Raw genomic sequence first — 15,726 nt, 5'->3', positions numbered from 1 at the left:
CGTCTTCCATATCATCCAGCACCGGAGACGCCGTAATACTCAATGTCACCGGCGTCCGGGTCGTGCTCTCACATATTCCGTTATCCGCTGCTGCAAAATAGGTAACCGTACCGACCGCATCCAAACTGGGGTCTGTCACCACGTTTCCGCCCACCGGCGCGTCATACCAAACCAATTGTGCGCTGCCCGGAACAACGGCCGTAGCGGTCAATTTATCCGCAAGATCCGAAATACAAGCCTGTTGATTTCCGCCGCTGGTCGGTGCCGCGGGTGTTTCGTTGATGGTCAGCTCAAAGCTGCGTTCTGCCGAACATACACCCGTTGTTTCAGGAAGAAACTGATAATCGGCCTCAAAACCGGAAACCGTCCAACTCTTGGCGCTACCATGCAGCGTTTCCAGTGAAACGATAAAAGAAAGTTTGCCGGCAGCTAAGTCCGCCAAAGGCACCACGCCTGTTACGGTCACATTGATTGCCGGCCCAACCGGCGTGGAGCGTAGATGCGTAGTATATAGCGTTTCGTTGGTCTCATTATGCCAAATGCCCAGTTGACCTGCATATAAGTTTCCTGCTCCCGGCCCCCTATTCACTATGGTAACTTTTGCGGTTATCTGCACTTGGGTACCGAAACAGTCGTTAGCGCCTGTAATGTTGATGTCACCGGCAATCGTCTTATACGTTTGGCCGTTCCAGGCCGGATCTGCCGGGTCGTAATTTATATCTGTACTGGCCGTGCCGTTCCAAAAATCCGTATTGTCAACGTCGTAGAGGTAAGCACCGCCCATATCGGCCTGGGTAAGCTTCGTATTGTTGGAGACCGATAAGCTTCCAGCGCAATTAGCGCTCGCTTCCGTTGCATCGTACACATACAGTGTAGACATACCCAGTGTACTGAAGACATCGCCCGGTAAGTACTTTGTGCCGGTACCACCCGCACCGGTATAATAAGCTTCATTCCCGGTAAGGTGTTCGCCTTGTATGACCGGCAATTCATAGGGGCCGCAATTGACGACATTGTCAATTTCAGAAAGCACGGGGGACTCCATGATGCTCAATGTCACCGGTGTCCTGGTGGTACTTACACAAGTCCCATTGTCAGCCTCGGCGTAATAGGTGACCACGCCAACCGTATCCAAGCTCGGATCGGTTACCGCATTTCCACCTACCGGTGCATCGTACCAGGTCAATGTCGACCCGGCCGGAGGCGTTGCCGTAGCAGTTAACTGGGCAACATCCGAAATACAGGCTTGTTGATTCCCAACGCTGGTCGGCGCCGCAGGTACCTCATTAATAGTCAATGCAAAACTCCGCTCGGCAGCACAAGCTTGAGTACTTTCCGGCAAAAATTGGTAAGACGTGCTGAAGTTAGAAAGCAACCAATTTTTTGGCGTAGATACCTGATCGGTCTCCACCACAATGACTATAGCGATATTTCCCGCCGAAACTTCAGACAACGGAACCACTCCGGTCACTGTCAGTAATACCGAAGTATAGGCCGCCATGCTTGCCGGTAACTGCGCATCATACAGTAGCTGGTTTGTCGTTTTGTTGAAAATTGCCATTCTTCCCGAATAGCCATAAGTCGGACCTGGGCCCTGATTCGCCACATTTACTTGTGCAGTTATACTGACTTGGCTTCCAAAGCAGTCTGCGGTACTGCCTACTGACACGTCACCAATAATGCCCAGGTAAGTCTGTATACCTCCACTTGGCGTACCCGGGTTGTTATACAGAATCTGCTGGTTGGACGTACCCTGCCAAAAAGCGGGATCAACCGTACCCGGATAGCGGAAGTGCGTATCGTCAAATAGATCGCTGAGCGTATAGCTTGTATTCGGTGCTACCGTTAAACTGCCTTGGCAATTGGCAAGTGCCTCACTTTGATCAAAAATGTAGAGGGTAGAAGTGCCCGGCGTGCTAATCACATCACCCGGCAGGTATTTGGTCCCTCCGCCATTCGGTGCGGTATAATATGCTTCATTTCCCGTCAGATTTTCTCCGCTGATGGTCGGCAACTCAAACGGCCCGCATACTGTAGTGTCCTGTACCTCCTCCAGCACCGGTGTAGGCAGTATGCTTAGCGTCACAGCCGTTCTGGTCGAACTGCTGCAAATTCCATTATCCGCTGCTGCGAAATAGGTAACCGTACCGACCGTGTCCAGGCTTGGATCTAACACTACATTTCCATCTACCGGCGCATCGTACCAGATAAGCGTTGTGCCGGCCGGAGGCGTTGCCGTAGCAGTTAACTGGGCAACATCCGAAATACAGGCTTGTTGGTTTCCGCTGCTTATCGGAGCAGCCGGCACTTCGTTGATCGTCAGCTCAAAGCTCTGCTCTGCGGAACAAGCTTGCGTGCTTTCCGGCAAAAATTGGTAAGCAGCGCTAAAATCGGATAACAGCCAGTTTTTCCTGCTGCCCTGATAAGTTTCTACCGCGATCAATATGGCAATATTGCCTGCAAGTACGTCGGAGACAGGAACAACCCCGGATACGGTCGGGGTCATTGATCCGTTGGCGGGAAAATTAACGGTCAGGCCTCTTTCATATAACGCTTGGTTAGTCGCTTTATTGAAGATCGTCAATCTACCAGAATAGCCAGCTCCGTTTCCTGGCCCCTGGTTGGTAACGGTAACTTGTACATTTAAGTTTACTTCGGTCCCAAAACAATCAGCCGTGTTACCAATGGATACGTCTCCCACTACACCCAAATACGTCTGCGACCCGGTACCTACGGGTGTGCCTGGAATATCATGCAAAATTTGCTGACTGGCCGTTCCTTGGAAGAACGCCGGTTCTACGGTCCCGGGATACTGAAAATGAGAGTTTGTATTAAACAAGTAATCGATAACATAGCTGGTATTCGGTGCTACTGTTAAGCTACCTTGGCAATTAGTAAGGGCTTCGCTTTGATCGAATAGATACAAGGTGCTTGTTCCTACGGCGCTATACACATCTCCTGGAAGGTACCTTGTACCTCCACCGTTTGGTGCGGTATAGTACGCTTCGTTCCCACTCAGGTATTGGCCTGAAATTGCTGGTAACTCCAACGGCCCGCAGGAAGACACATCCAATACTTCATCCAGTACCGGTGTCGCTGTTACATTCAATGTGACTGGCGTCCGTGAAGTGCTGATACACGTACCATCATCCGCTGCGGCATAATAAGTAACCGTTCCAATAGTACTCAAACTGGGATCAGCCACCACATTTCCACCGGTTGGCGCATCATACCAAACCAGGTCTGTGCCCGCTGGAACGGTAGCAGATGCCGTCAATTTTCCACCGTTCAGGTCAGCCATACAGGCCTGCAGGTTACCGCCGCTTACCGGAGCCGGCACGTCGCAAGGGTTCGTGCAGAAAACGGTCGGGTCGTTTCCTTCCTGTGTATCCGGATCATCGCTATACACCGTTAAATTTCCTGTCTTTATGGTAGCCTGGTTGGTATAGCAGGTATTATACGCGGCATTATCTGCGACGTTCAGGGATACGCGGAATGTCAAAGGCACACCGCCCGTCTGCGGCAGCGGATCTACCGTAATTCCGGAAATGCGCAACGTGTTTCCTGAGATCGTAACCGTGCCGCCCCCTGGAGATGCAGGGCTTACCGACGCATCCACCCAGCTCAAGTCTGCCGATGTCAACACGTCTTCAAACTCATACGTCGCCGGCAACGCCTGGCTGTTGTAGATACTGAACTCAAATTCCACGACATCACCCGGTGTTAAGCCTCCAGCAGGCATGATCACTCGCTTATCCATCCGCGTCGGGTAGCAGGCCGTGGCATCAAACGTTGGATAAGCGGTAACGGCGCTTAGGTTTTCGAAAGCCCCGTTAACGGGGTTATAGCGATAAAGTCTTAATCCGCCATTCGTCGAATTGCCTCCATTTGAGTAGAAATAAACCCTGCCTTGCGCATCATTCCAAGCCCCCCCGGCGCCCGCACCAGGTACTGCTGCTGATCCAGCTGCGGGTGTAATTACTGATTGCTGCCCATTGGTTGGATTCGTTCTAATAAGTTGGTTACCTTGGAGCCCATATAACATACCATCGTAAGGCGAGAAAGCCAAATCGGCCATACCGGTGAAGTTTCCGCTTAGCTTTACGGTGGTATATCTCATGGTAGTCAAGTCCACCTTTGCCAAATAGTTATCGGTTGCGGTGCTGGTTCTAACCGTCGTGTAGAACATATTATCCGACCCCACAACACCCGTCGCCAACGTTACGATGCCCCCATTCGGATTCGTGGCGGGTAAATTAGTCCACGTGGCTAATCCCGGCGCCTGCCCGGCCACTGCAGTAGGCTTTCCCAGTCCCGTTACCGTACCTTCTCCATCAATTCGTACAATATCCACCGCATTCAACGACGGCGAATCACCGGCCACCATCCCATAAATCAGGTTGTCTTCAAAGTTGTATCCTATAGCATTGTATCGGTCCGGAATGGAAAGACTCAACGTTGCGAGAATCTCCGTCGGATTTTCCGAATTGACAATAAATAGTGTTGACGGGGTAGTCCCAGCGGGTGAGGAAACCAGATAAGCAGACCCATTACACTCAAACGGCACCGGGCAGTTGCTGCCCAACGAGATACCGCCCGATTCGGGCGTTGTGCAGCCGCTGGCCATTACTGCGCTTACCGTAAAGACGCCGAGTTGCCCGGTAGTTGGTTGATACGTGGCACCCGTTGCTCCCGGAATCAGCGTTCCGTCCATGTACCATTGGTAGCTTACCCAGGCAGGGTCGGGATCTTTCACCTGCAGAACCGCATTCGGCAGACAGGTCGCCAGCGGATTCTGGAATTCGACGACCGGCGGATTGAACTGCATTTTAAAGCCGTCGAACACCAGGTACGACCGACCTGTTGGCCCGGAATAAGCCACCATATAAATCCGATCGTAGACTTCCGTTGAGTTAAACGTAAAGCTGTATTCTCTCCACGTTGGATTTGATGAGGATATAGCATTATTAATGAGCGGCGAGTCGCCCAACGGATGTGCCGTGGTGAAGTCCGGCTCGCCTGACCTTACCCCGTAAAACCGGAAGAAGCCCGGAGCAGTATACGGATCGTTTACCAAGTAGCCGGCAGAAAACGTAAAGGTATAGGTTCCAGCAGGCAGTGGCGCAACCAACGTATTCTGGAAATCTTCAAGACCTTGATTAGGCGCACCTCCATGCATCCCTCCCCAGGCAACACCATCTGATCCGGCGGGCAGATTGGTAGTGGCTGGCCAACCACTATTAGGACGCGGGGACACACAGCCGTTGGCTGGATCATTGACCAGCAATTGCCCACCCAACTGATCCGGAGCAGGCAAGCTGGTTTTCCAGGAAACCGCATATTCTAAAGTACCAGCATTACTTAGATCCGGGCATTCCGTATATTCTTCCAAACTACCATTTGCAAAATAATTCACAAACGGGTTACACGCCGGATCGTCGCAATCGGCCACGCCGTTGCCATCGTCGTCGATGCCGTTGCCGCAAATTTCGACATCCGATAAGATAGTCAGTTTTACCGGTGTCCGCGTTGCACTTGGGCAAACTCCACTAATAGTTGTTTCCGCATAATAGGTAACGGTTCCGATAGCATTGAGCGTGGGGCTAGCAACTACGTTACCGCCCGTAGCCGCATCATACCAAACGATGCTCGCTCCTGCTGGAGCATCTACCGGCAACGTCGCGACAGCGGTCAAGGTCTGTATCGGATTCGTCGCCCGTTCTTCCAGATCGCCTCCGGATGACGGGGCGGCGGGCTGAGCATGGACGGTTAGCTGCACGGACTCCGCCACTGAGCAGACGACCGTTTGTATTGTCAGTGTATAGGTGCCACTATTCGAAACCGCAACGTTATCCAGTGTCAGTACCTCTTCATTAGACACCACACTGCCATCCGGTCCGGTCCAGCTATAAGAAAGGATTGGGTCTGAAGAAATGATTTGCGGCGTGAAGCTGACCGATTGCCCGGCACAGACTTCTTGTTCGGAATCAGCAAAGTTGACCAGCGTGCCGCTGTAGCTGGAAAAATAACCGTAGCGAGCGCCACCGGCATTGGTGTGAAAAACGCCCATTTGAAATTTGACAGCTGGATCGCTGTTTGCAACGCTTACGGTTGCCCCTGCTCCGACTAACGTACTTGGCACCTCCACCCGTGCATAGTACCAAGTCGTACCAGGTATGGGCAGAAAAACGGAGGGGTCCAGCAACGAGGTATTGCCATTTACGCTAAAGCCATCGGGTGTTGGCGAAGCAATATTGACATAAAAAGCATTGTTATTTGCCCTTACAACCTGTACAAGATTCGATCCGTTACAACCCAACTGGGCAGGCAGCAAACTAAATGATTCTTCGCCAGCAACGCCTGATAGGTGGAGTGCCGTCACCTTGTTCGAACTTTGTACATGATAAATATCAGCGTCGACGCTAAGGGAATAGGTATCCGTTGCGTTGAGCGTAGCCACGGTAACGCCGTTAACCGATAGCTCCGTGTTATCTTCTACAGCGGTAAAGTAAACCACGTCGCCATCTGTCCGATAGCCTCTGATAATCAAGTACTCGGTACCAATATTTTTGATGGGCACAATCTGTTCACAACCTAAGTCTGCTGAAGTAGCACCATGGCGCATCAGTTCGGAAAAGATCGTTATCGCAATCAGCTTATCGGAAGACACTAAGGACCCCGAGACGCCGGGATCAAATCCCGGTGTTTCGGCAAAATAGGTTTCCCCCCGCTGCAGGGTAATGGTGAAAGGGATACCTGCCGCGCGCCCCGTGATTGCAGCCTTAGGTGTAATCGTAACGGTAGTATTGTCTTCTGTTGCCAAAACCAGGAAGCCCTGACGGCCGTCCGGATCCCTTACCATCGATGTCTGTTGCATCGGTACAAGAAATTCGGTGCCGAGCGCTTCGCCTCCTTTTAAAGAAAGTAAATCCGGGCTAGCAGCAAGAGACCCCGGTTCATAGTAAATGGATATCTTAGCATTCGTTTCCACACGCACGCCCGTACCTGCAATGCTGTTACCAACATTGTTGACAAGCAAAGCTACCTCATCGTTCGTTAGAGGAATACTCCCCGTACCGTTCGCAGCGATATTGATCGTCTTTGGCGCAAATCCGGGTGTCAATGGCGCGCTCAAGGTTACCGTGGCCGGGGCATCGAATGTCGATATGTGGAACATCGACCCCGCCCTGTATTTAACATCCGTAGTGGGCAGCGCCAGCCAGTATTCCGTATCGAACGTGACCGAAGATTGCGCTTTGGACGTGCCCGGAAGGAAATTAAGCGCAATAATTGCGATTGCTGAAAAAAGGTAGAACGCTGCGGGTCGAAAAGTAGAAGTAATGATCATAGTGTCACGATAGATGCCATTAACGAATTTTCTCCCATAAATCCCTAAGCCAGGGTTTACGCAAGAATGTCACGAGTTACGCGGAGTTGCTTTGTTTTCATAGGGAACATCCGTTATCGCGCAAAGATAAGCGGCTGGTCTACCCACTGCAATCAAATATTTTCTAACGTTGCATCGAAATTCGTCCAAAGATTGGATAGAAAATTTTCTATGGCAGTCGAACGAAGTTGTCGGTTACGGAGTGCCGCTAATTAGGTCTCTTGGTCGAAAAAAGCTTCTTGCGCGGCCCTTTTTGGAAAAGGTGCTACGCTGGAAAACTACCACTATTCATTCCTTAACGAATCCACCGGATTGGCTCGTGCTGCATAATACGTCTTTGCGGCCAGTACGGCTGTCGCTACGATAAGCAGACCAAGCGCTGCAATCCCGAATACCCACCAGTGGAGCGGTGTTTTATAGGCAAAATCGTCCAGCCATTTATGCATAAAATACCAAGCGATGGGAACGGCGATCAAGCAAGCCACCAACACCAGCGACACAAGGTTTTTAGCCAGAAGCACAGTGAGCTGTCCGACCGAAGCACCTAAGACCTTACGGATTCCGATTTCTTTGGTGCGCTGGTTGGCGGTAAAAATAGCTAATCCAAACAGACCCAATGATGCAATGGTGATGGAACGGATCAATGGAACAAGTACTCCCGCATTTTCGAAATCACCGTTGCTTACGATCCGGTACACACGATCACCATGCGGCAGATGTTTATCGAAGCTATAATCGAACTGGATCATTAAAAAGATGACCAACGTAGCACAGATACCGATCGAAAGACTTAACATGTTAATTGCCGTGATTAACTTGTTTTTTCGAATAAATCGGAATGCCGTTTTGAAAAATGTATGCATCGTCCTGTTGTCTTGTCAGCTATTCGTCGCCCAATAAATCCACCGGGTTAGCAACCGCGGCGCGAATCGGCTGCTACGGCAAACATCCACCACCGAATGTCAATGCGATAGGCGAAATGCTCTTTTACGAAAATTTTATTGGCGCCACGCTTAGTTTCAGTGCTGTTGACGCGTTGGAAAAATACGGGTACCACCTCTTCCGATTCGGGAATTTCCGCCTGAATTCCTTGGTGCACCACATTATAGCTAAATTTATTGTCGACGATATGATAGACCATCCAGCATGCACTGATGCCAATGGCCAAACCCAATAGGTTCAACGTGGTACTGAGGCGGTTGCGCCAGATGTGGCGCAACGTGGCTTTGAAATGCTTTATCATCATCATACGATCATCCGCGTACCAAGCGGCAGTTACTAAGCCAAAATTGCAAATCACTGATTATCAAAGAATAAAAATTTATATTATACCAATTGGTGTTCGAAATCGAACACTTATTGTTCAGTAACGGACAGGTTCAGTTAACATCTGATTGCCAAGCGAATCCCCGGACGTCGTGCCCGGGGATATGCTCATTTGCGCTTAGCCCATCGCTGTAAGAGCAACGTCATGGCGAAACTTACCACGGCGCCGATAGCCGCCAGCACGGCGGTCTTAACGATGTCGTGTACGCCCAACTGCGCCAGTACGCTCAATAGCGTACCGCCGCCGGTGCCGAGGCCCAGCTGGTGGTTAGTCTTCATCATCTTCCGTTCCTTTCCCGGCAGCGCCTTCCACAGCCTCCAGTACACCCAGCGTCAGGGCGACGTATTTGGCCACGACTACCACCTTTGGCGGCAGTTTCAGCGGTGAAGCAAGGACCAGCTGACTGGCCACTGCCAGCGTCTCTTTGATCCTGTTGTATAGTGTCGACTTTCCCGCTTCGGGTAGCCCGGTCTGTTCTTGATTTTCTTTCATTTTTTATTTCGTAAAGATTTAATTTTGGGTTTTACGCCTGCTGCTCGCCAGCTGGGATCTCCGGCGCTTCGCTTGGATCTCCAAGGCTGGTCTCCGCAGCGGGCTAAAACCTATACTAACACTGGTTTAAAACCATTATCCGATCGTTACCTTTCTCCATCTCACCCACCAGCAACGGATATACAAACTTATACGCTGCCGCCGAGTGCATCACCTGGTAGTCGCCATCCAGCCGCTGCCAGTAGGACCCCGTCAGCGGGCAGCCCGCCGTCTGCGTATGGTAGTTGCCGATGTGGATGAATACCAGATCGAAGTTAGGGATACCGGTGATCTCCAGCATGCCCCGGTGCACCTTCGGGTATTTCACGCCGTATTTCGCATTCATACCCGCCCACGGGTTGAGGCGTAGGCGGTACTCCCCCTCGGGGATGCAGGTAAGCCCCTGGATCTTTTCCTTGCGGATGCTGTCTTCCAGCAGGTAGCAGTGGAAAAGGCTGCCGATGTATAAGTGGCTGAGGGTACTGTTCTTCCCCTGCGCCACGCGGATGATTTTTATCGTGTTCATCGCACCAACCTCCCCAAAAATTGGCTATTAGAAAATTGTTTCCTATCGCGGTCGGCTACGCAAGCATACACGAGCAGCTCGCTGCCCGGAGGCTCGTCCGATACGTCCACTGACACGATACCAACTTCCCGTTTCGCCTCGCCAGCCATCACGGTTTTTTCCGCCGGGTTATAAACCACGATTGTCGCGCAGTCATCCGCATGGCCATTGAACTGCGGCATCTCCGCTGACCAGGTCGCCGCCACTGATGTGCCCGACAGTTTGGCTTCTGCACGGGGCAGGCCAACGAGCATACCGCGGCTTAGGCGCACCATCGCCGGATCAATATCCAGGTCCGGATATTCGCCGGTAATCGCATGGTTGAGGGCGTGCGAAGCTGCCGCATTCATCGCCGACACCTTGGTTTTCGCAGTGTACCGTACCGAGAACCCCGGGTAAATGATGGCCTTGAGGGGTTTCAGGAATCCCATCACCAGTGCCAGTCGCGCGCGCACCTCCAATTGCTTGGCCGTTGGTGTGGTGCGAGGTTTCCGCGGGCGGCTGCGGATGTAAAAGCCATGTGGGCCTTTACAGCCTACCACGTCGCCAGCGGCTCCCGAAAATGTCAATAAGTCTATCAATCTCGCCATATTCTCCTCCTTTTTAATGAACCGGGGCGCTGGGGCCCCGGTCCTGATCACGCCTCAGTACCCGTATGGCTTACGCCAATACGACCGAACCTCCATACACCGTTTCCGATATCGACACACCATCGCGGCTTACGCAAAACAGCCATACATCTGCATCGTGCCCCACGGTATCGTCATCCACCGGTATGACCGCTTCGCCCACCGAACGGTGCACCACTTCGTCCGTGGTGTAAAACACCTCCAGCTCGCGGTCGTAGAGCAACACGTATACGTCGTCATCCGCCTTGCCGTTGAACGAAGTTACACCCGGCCGCCAGGCCACCCTCACCTCCTGTGCACCGGCGGTGAGGGTTACACCGCGCGGCTTGAGCAATCCGCCCTTGCTGAAGGTCACCTTGCCATAGTCGATGCTAAACTCGGGGTAGCTGCCCGTCACCGCTGGCAGGTTCATGCCCATCGCCTGGTTGAAGAGCGTAGCCTCGCCATCGTCTACGTTGGCCAGGCCGATCTCAAACAAGCCCTTGAGCGGAAGCAAAAACTTTCCCATCAACCCAAAGCGTTGCTGCTGCGCCAACTGCGCCTCCGAAAACGGCTTGGTGCGTTTCTTTGGCAAGCCACGCATGTAGTGGATGTTGCGCCAGCTACTGCCGATGATGCTTCCTACTTTTCCTGAAAAGGTGCCTATCGCACCGTTTATGAATTTTGCCATAATGTCCTCCTTTTTTAAGTGTAAAAAATCCATAATGCCGGCGTCCCACTTTCAGGCGGCCTAACGCCGACGACGCAAACATAAAACACTGGAAAAGAACATCATATCGCTTGGCCGGAATTGGCCGGAATTGGCCGTAATTGGCCGTAACTGTCCGGATTTGTCCAGATGCCCACAGGCGCAGGCGATGGGGTTAAACCGGAAAAGGATAGGAAGACGCTTGGGTGTTCCGTCTGCACGCCGTGCTAGCTTGTATTGGACTCGTATTGGTCTGACCAAACCAAGGTACGACCAAGACCAAACCAAGTCCAGACCGAGTTAGCAACGAGCTCCCAAGCGGTTGTGGACGATACGCCTCCCCGCCGCCACCGGACCAACGGCGGGGTAAGCAACGTGTAATTATCCGGCAGAGCCGTCACTTCTGCCCGATTCGATGATATCATCCATCAGGTAGAAGTTCATGCCGCCGATACGGATCGGATGAAGGATACCCTGCTGGCTATACCGCCGCAATGTGCGGTCACTGATGCGGAGCATGGCAGTTACGTCCTCAGGCGTCAGCAGCCCATGGCGGCGGGCCGGATTGCCCAGGCCGTCCAGCAGCCGCCTAAGCAGCTCGGCCAATAGGTTCAACAACGGTAGTATTGATTTTGCCAGCTCTCCGCCTGGGGAGGCTTGCATGGTGAGATAAGGATTCTGTTCCATAAGTACCGAATTTAGTAAAGAAATGAAAATCAATAGATTAGATTTATATTCCGGTGTTTACACAAGCAAAATAGCAAGTATATACTAATCTAACCAATCCCGCAACCCCATATTTATGTGGTTGTATCGCGTTTGATAAGACATTAATTTTACCCGCTCATCAAAAAATAAACCGAATGAAAAAATTATTTTATTTCCTGGCCGGATCCTGCCTATTGACCGCCTGTGACAAGCTGGTTGCAGACACCCAGGCACTTGGCATTTACACTGCGGTGCCCGATCCTTTTAAGGTAAGCGTGGAGGACGCCTACCGCATGGTAGCCAACTACGCACCCCGGGCGGGCTATGTCGTCCACGATGGCGATTCGCTGCCCAATACCCGTGCCGTGTGGTTCAGCGCTGAGCGATTGAAGTTCATCCTTGAGCAACTCGAAATCGATGGCGGCGATGGCATCCGGATGTACTTCGCTGCCTATGACGATTCCTACGATGGTGGTCCGGGCACCGGCGCGCCCCCTCCTGCTTTCTGGGGTCACAATACACTGCTCCTGGTACCCACGCGCGATAGCGTGGCTGGTGGTACCACCTATCACCGCGACTATTTCTTCGCAGGTGGCAGCGGACTCTCCGTGCCCATGAGCGCTGCCATGCTGGCTGCGCCCTCCGAAATTGAAAACCGCGGCAACGTGTGTCCACCGCTCTGTAATGACGATCCCACGCTGCTCCAACCACCACCCAGCCCATGATTGCCCTATTAAATGTGATCATCCAAGCCACATGCCTTGTAGCTGCATGCAGGTACCTTTGGCATGACCCCGAATGGCATTGGGCCGCAATGCCCTGGTACCTTGCCCTGGTTACCGCTACGGAAGCGTTCGGCGGGTACCTGGGCAGCGTACTGGGTATCAACAGCGTGCCCTTGTATAACCTGTTTTTGCTGATAGAGGGCACGTTCATCAGCTATTTCTGCTATCGGCTTTGCAGGCCTTATGGAATGCGCTTCATACATTGGTGCTGTTGGATGCTGGTTTTCACCGGTACCTACACCGCCGAATTGACAATTGCCGGCAGCTTTTCCAGCTACGCAACTGCTACCATTATTTTGGTCAGTTTATCTTTCGTCGCGGGGTGCTTGTATTACGGAGCGGAGTTGTTCCGTCTTGGCGACGTCAGGACATCCCTGCACCGCCACGGCCCTTCGATGTGGATAATTGCAATCGCATACTTCTATTCCGGAACGCTTATCGCCAGCCTGCCGGCCAACGCCCTCATCACACTGCAAATCGGAATTGCCGGTATCCCCGTTTATTCGTTGGTATTCCTCTTGTTAAACTACATCTTGTACACCTTATGGATATATACCTTTTTGTGCAGGTACCGAAACCGTACGTCGCAGCGGCAGTGATTGTCGGCACCATTGTCATCTTGGCGATCTGGACCATTATCCTGCTTTTTTTTCGGCTCTATAATGACAAGCTCCGGTTAGCCGAAGAAGCGGCCCGGCGGCGGGAGGCCGAAGTTCAGAACCAATTAAACAGCAACCGCATCAAGGTTGCCGAGCGGACCATGCAGGAGATAAGCGCCGCCATCCATGACCATCTGGGCCACCGGATGGCATTTCTGTGCACGCTTCTGGCCGACGAGCTTTCCGAATACCATCGAAAGCATCCATTTACACCGGAAACCATTGGTAAATGCCATGCGCTGGCTGCTGACGTGCTGCAGAAACTCCGCCAACTCAACTCCATCATGCAGGCCGAGCAGCTGCTTAAGCAAGGCCTGTCGCATGCCATCGGTGAGCTGGTCGCCTTGCTCAAAAGCCGGCCACGGCCGCTAATCGCCACCGATGTATCGCTTTACCTGGATGACGCCGTGGCCGCAGACACTGCCCTGCACATCTTCCGTATCTTGCAGGAGGCTACGGCCAATGCCACCAAGTACGCCGATGCTGATTTCCTGCAGATTTCCCTCACGATGAAAAACGACCACCAGGCCGAACTCATCGTCGTCGACAACGGGAAAGGCTTCGACCCATCACCGCGCAACTACGGCATCGGGTTGACCAATCTGCATGGCTACGCAAAGGCCATAGGCGGCACGGTCCATATCAACAGTACGCCCGGCAAAGGCACCGAAGTGCGGGTAGATATACCCATTGGTCATTTATCGACTAAACTCACAAACACATGAAACAAAGTAACATGCCATCCATCACTGTTGCATTTGTGGATGACCACACCGATATCCTGCAACACGTGGCCTACTACCTGCAAACTCACCACACCTGCATTACAGTGAGCTTCATTGCCAGGGATGGCGCTGACATGAAAGCACAGATCAGTCTCAAAGGGCCGCCACAAGTGGTGGTGATGGATGTGCAAATGCCCACTATAGACGGATATCGAGCTACCGAGTGGCTCGGCACCCGATTTCCCGATGTCCGCGTCATCGCCTATTCGGCGTTTGTCACTACCAATACCATCAATGACATGCTCCTTTATGGCGCGCGGGGAATATTAGCCAAGGGCAGTGGCTCGGATAGCCTCGCCGAAGCTATCCTTGCGGTGGCCTCACGCGGATATTACCTCAATGAGTACGTCACCGAGCAGGTGCTCAGATCGCTTCGCCGCGGCAGCCTTCCCAAAGGCATCGGCAAGATACCGGACCGGCGGCGGACGGTGCTGGAGCTATGCCATGAAGGACTGCTTGATAAACAGATTGCCGATCGTATGGGCATAAGCGTCAATTCCGTCGCCGATCACTTTCGAAGCCTGTTTGTCCAGTTTGATGTACACGACCGCGTGTCACTAATTTCCAAAGCAATGGCCTGCGGCTTGCTGCCGCATCAACGCCCAACCCAATGAAAACGCCGTTCACCGCTTATTTCAAGCAAGCCAGCATACCGTTGGTGGAAGTGAATAAGCAGCCCTTTGTGCCCAGTCATCCCATGCCCTTCGTTGCAGAAGAATCCAAACTATACTACGTGGGTGATGGCTGCCAACTTAACTACCGGTGGCACGACGCGTTTGACGTTTTCGTGGCTGTGCTGGAGGCTTACCTCCCCGATACGAAGGCTGGCCTGCTAGCGGTTCCGGTTGCGAGCCACCTCAGCGACATACACCTGGTTTACCAGCTGGCCGGGCACTCGGAATTCCGCCCGCCCGCCACACCGGTCGCTTCTGAACTTCAATTAGCGCGCAGCCACCAACTCATTGTATACACAGCGCCCGCCGTCGCAACGTTATATATCAAACCCGATAAGCTCACCCACCGATTTACCATCGCCGTTGCCGTACCGAAGCGCAAATGGCTATCACGCCATTCGGGAGATGAGCAAAACCCCTTGGAAGCCCTGTTTCTTTTTCGTCAGAGATCACTGCACGAGCACCGCTACCTATCTCCTGCGCGCATTTCGCCACAGGTTTATATGTGGTTACACCTGCTGCTCACCGTGCCACGCTATGCGGGCCTGGTGATGGACGACGCACTGAACCATCCGGTGGCCCACCTTGTAGAGCAGCACCGCATGGAATATGCAGATGCAAAGCGTATCAAGAGAGACCAAGCACTCGTCGCAACGGCCCGGACGCTCGCCCGCAAATTGGTAGCTCGTATGCAAGGCAGCGAGCCAGTACCCACCGTAGACCAAATTGCCGCAGCTTTGCACACTACGAATCAGCGGCTCCGTCGGCTGCACCTGCTATACCACGGCCAACGCTTTTTTCATTATATCTATACGTGCCGGCTCGAAGAAGCCAAGCAGCGACTGAGTAGCGGCCTGCCCGTTGCGGCTGTGGCCTACCAGCTCGGATGGTCAGAACCCACCAATTTCGCCGCCGAATTCCGGAAATACACCGGTTCCACACCGCGAAGTTACCGGCGGCGGCATGGTTTATAAGGATTTTTCCCTAT

General features: G+C 52.7%; 14 protein-coding genes. 5 read left to right on the top strand and 9 right to left on the bottom strand.

The window, feature by feature from the left end; genetic code table 11:
* From ACFOET_RS11480 to ACFOET_RS11440, 9 genes are all read right to left on the bottom strand, one after another.
* Nucleotides 1-7,348: Ig-like domain-containing protein (locus ACFOET_RS11480; RefSeq protein WP_379022715.1), on the bottom strand; the 7,348-nt coding region annotated here is incomplete at its 3' end.
* Between the two features lie 323 nt (nt 7,349-7,671).
* Complete coding sequence (locus ACFOET_RS11475; RefSeq protein WP_379022713.1) at nt 7,672-8,184, bottom strand: ABC transporter permease; 513 nt, start codon at nt 8,182-8,184, stop codon at nt 7,672-7,674.
* A gap of 113 nt (nt 8,185-8,297) precedes the next feature.
* Nucleotides 8,298-8,636 carry a hypothetical protein gene (locus ACFOET_RS11470; RefSeq protein ID WP_379022711.1) on the bottom strand — a complete coding sequence of 113 codons (339 nt, stop codon included), beginning with the start codon at nt 8,634-8,636 and terminating at the stop codon, nt 8,298-8,300.
* A 185-nt stretch (nt 8,637-8,821) separates the two neighbouring features.
* The gene (locus tag ACFOET_RS11465) at nt 8,822-8,995 is read right to left on the bottom strand and encodes a hypothetical protein (RefSeq protein WP_379022709.1); all 174 of its coding nucleotides are present in this window, start codon (nt 8,993-8,995) and stop codon (nt 8,822-8,824) included.
* A complete protein-coding gene (locus ACFOET_RS11460; protein WP_379022708.1) occupies nt 8,982-9,206 on the bottom strand; it encodes a hypothetical protein in 225 nt (74 codons plus the stop codon). Before ACFOET_RS11460 ends, ACFOET_RS11465 begins: the two co-directional genes overlap by 14 nt.
* 115 nt (nt 9,207-9,321) lie before the next feature.
* Nucleotides 9,322-9,771 (bottom strand): DUF5675 family protein, encoded by a 450-nt coding sequence (locus tag ACFOET_RS11455; RefSeq protein WP_379022706.1) that lies wholly within the window; start codon nt 9,769-9,771, stop codon nt 9,322-9,324.
* The gene (locus tag ACFOET_RS11450) at nt 9,768-10,400 is read right to left on the bottom strand and encodes a DUF6266 family protein (protein ID WP_379022704.1); all 633 of its coding nucleotides are present in this window, start codon (nt 10,398-10,400) and stop codon (nt 9,768-9,770) included. Before ACFOET_RS11450 ends, ACFOET_RS11455 begins: the two co-directional genes overlap by 4 nt.
* Before the next feature lie 70 nt (nt 10,401-10,470).
* Nucleotides 10,471-11,109 carry a DUF6266 family protein gene (locus ACFOET_RS11445; protein ID WP_379022702.1) on the bottom strand — a complete coding sequence of 213 codons (639 nt, stop codon included), beginning with the start codon at nt 11,107-11,109 and terminating at the stop codon, nt 10,471-10,473.
* 399 nt (nt 11,110-11,508) lie between these two features.
* Nucleotides 11,509-11,814, bottom strand: a complete 306-nt coding sequence (locus tag ACFOET_RS11440) for a helix-turn-helix domain-containing protein (protein WP_379022700.1) — start codon at nt 11,812-11,814, stop codon at nt 11,509-11,511.
* Between the two features lie 176 nt (nt 11,815-11,990).
* On the opposite strand from ACFOET_RS11440, the gene ACFOET_RS11435 reads away from it, so the two are divergent.
* From ACFOET_RS11435 to ACFOET_RS11415, 5 genes are read left to right on the top strand one after another with little or no spacing between them, the layout of a single operon-like run.
* Entirely contained in the window at nt 11,991-12,560 is a 570-nt protein-coding gene (locus tag ACFOET_RS11435) for a hypothetical protein (RefSeq protein WP_379022698.1), read from the top strand.
* Entirely contained in the window at nt 12,557-13,219 is a 663-nt protein-coding gene (locus ACFOET_RS11430) for a hypothetical protein (protein WP_379022696.1), read from the top strand. The genes ACFOET_RS11435 and ACFOET_RS11430 overlap by 4 nt, the downstream gene beginning before the upstream one ends.
* Nucleotides 13,165-14,004 (top strand): sensor histidine kinase, encoded by an 840-nt coding sequence (locus tag ACFOET_RS11425; RefSeq protein ID WP_379022694.1) that lies wholly within the window; start codon nt 13,165-13,167, stop codon nt 14,002-14,004. The genes ACFOET_RS11430 and ACFOET_RS11425 overlap by 55 nt, the downstream gene beginning before the upstream one ends.
* The gene (locus tag ACFOET_RS11420; protein ID WP_379022692.1) at nt 14,001-14,678 is read left to right on the top strand and encodes a response regulator; all 678 of its coding nucleotides are present in this window, start codon (nt 14,001-14,003) and stop codon (nt 14,676-14,678) included. Before ACFOET_RS11425 ends, ACFOET_RS11420 begins: the two co-directional genes overlap by 4 nt.
* Nucleotides 14,675-15,712: an AraC family transcriptional regulator gene (locus tag ACFOET_RS11415; RefSeq protein WP_379022690.1), complete on the top strand. Its 1,038-nt coding sequence runs from the start codon at nt 14,675-14,677 to the stop codon at nt 15,710-15,712. The genes ACFOET_RS11420 and ACFOET_RS11415 overlap by 4 nt, the downstream gene beginning before the upstream one ends.
* The last annotated feature ends 14 nt before the right edge of the window (nt 15,713-15,726 follow it).

Source organism: Parapedobacter deserti (assembly GCF_042646065.1).
GTDB classification, from domain to species: Bacteria; Bacteroidota; Bacteroidia; order Sphingobacteriales; family Sphingobacteriaceae; genus Parapedobacter; species Parapedobacter deserti.
Note: the sequence above shows the minus strand (reverse complement) of the source record. Positions and strands in the feature narration are given on the sequence as shown.

Excerpts from the sequence above, each read along its gene's own strand:
- ACFOET_RS11475 (WP_379022713.1), bottom strand. The coding sequence starts at position 8,184 with ATGTTAAGTCTTTCGATCGGTATCTGTGCTACGTTGGTCATCTTTTTA.
- ACFOET_RS11420 (WP_379022692.1), top strand. The coding sequence starts at position 14,001 with ATGAAACAAAGTAACATGCCATCCATCACTGTTGCATTTGTGGATGAC.
- ACFOET_RS11470 (WP_379022711.1), bottom strand. The coding sequence starts at position 8,636 with ATGATGATGATAAAGCATTTCAAAGCCACGTTGCGCCACATCTGGCGC.
- ACFOET_RS11435 (WP_379022698.1), top strand. The coding sequence starts at position 11,991 with ATGAAAAAATTATTTTATTTCCTGGCCGGATCCTGCCTATTGACCGCC.
- ACFOET_RS11430 (WP_379022696.1), top strand. The coding sequence starts at position 12,557 with ATGATTGCCCTATTAAATGTGATCATCCAAGCCACATGCCTTGTAGCT.
- ACFOET_RS11450 (WP_379022704.1), bottom strand. The coding sequence starts at position 10,400 with ATGGCGAGATTGATAGACTTATTGACATTTTCGGGAGCCGCTGGCGAC.
- ACFOET_RS11465 (WP_379022709.1), bottom strand. The coding sequence starts at position 8,995 with ATGATGAAGACTAACCACCAGCTGGGCCTCGGCACCGGCGGCGGTACG.
- ACFOET_RS11455 (WP_379022706.1), bottom strand. The coding sequence starts at position 9,771 with ATGAACACGATAAAAATCATCCGCGTGGCGCAGGGGAAGAACAGTACC.
- ACFOET_RS11415 (WP_379022690.1), top strand. The coding sequence starts at position 14,675 with ATGAAAACGCCGTTCACCGCTTATTTCAAGCAAGCCAGCATACCGTTG.
- ACFOET_RS11445 (WP_379022702.1), bottom strand. The coding sequence starts at position 11,109 with ATGGCAAAATTCATAAACGGTGCGATAGGCACCTTTTCAGGAAAAGTA.
- ACFOET_RS11440 (WP_379022700.1), bottom strand. The coding sequence starts at position 11,814 with ATGGAACAGAATCCTTATCTCACCATGCAAGCCTCCCCAGGCGGAGAG.
- ACFOET_RS11425 (WP_379022694.1), top strand. The coding sequence starts at position 13,165 with ATGGATATATACCTTTTTGTGCAGGTACCGAAACCGTACGTCGCAGCG.
- ACFOET_RS11460 (WP_379022708.1), bottom strand. The coding sequence starts at position 9,206 with ATGAAAGAAAATCAAGAACAGACCGGGCTACCCGAAGCGGGAAAGTCG.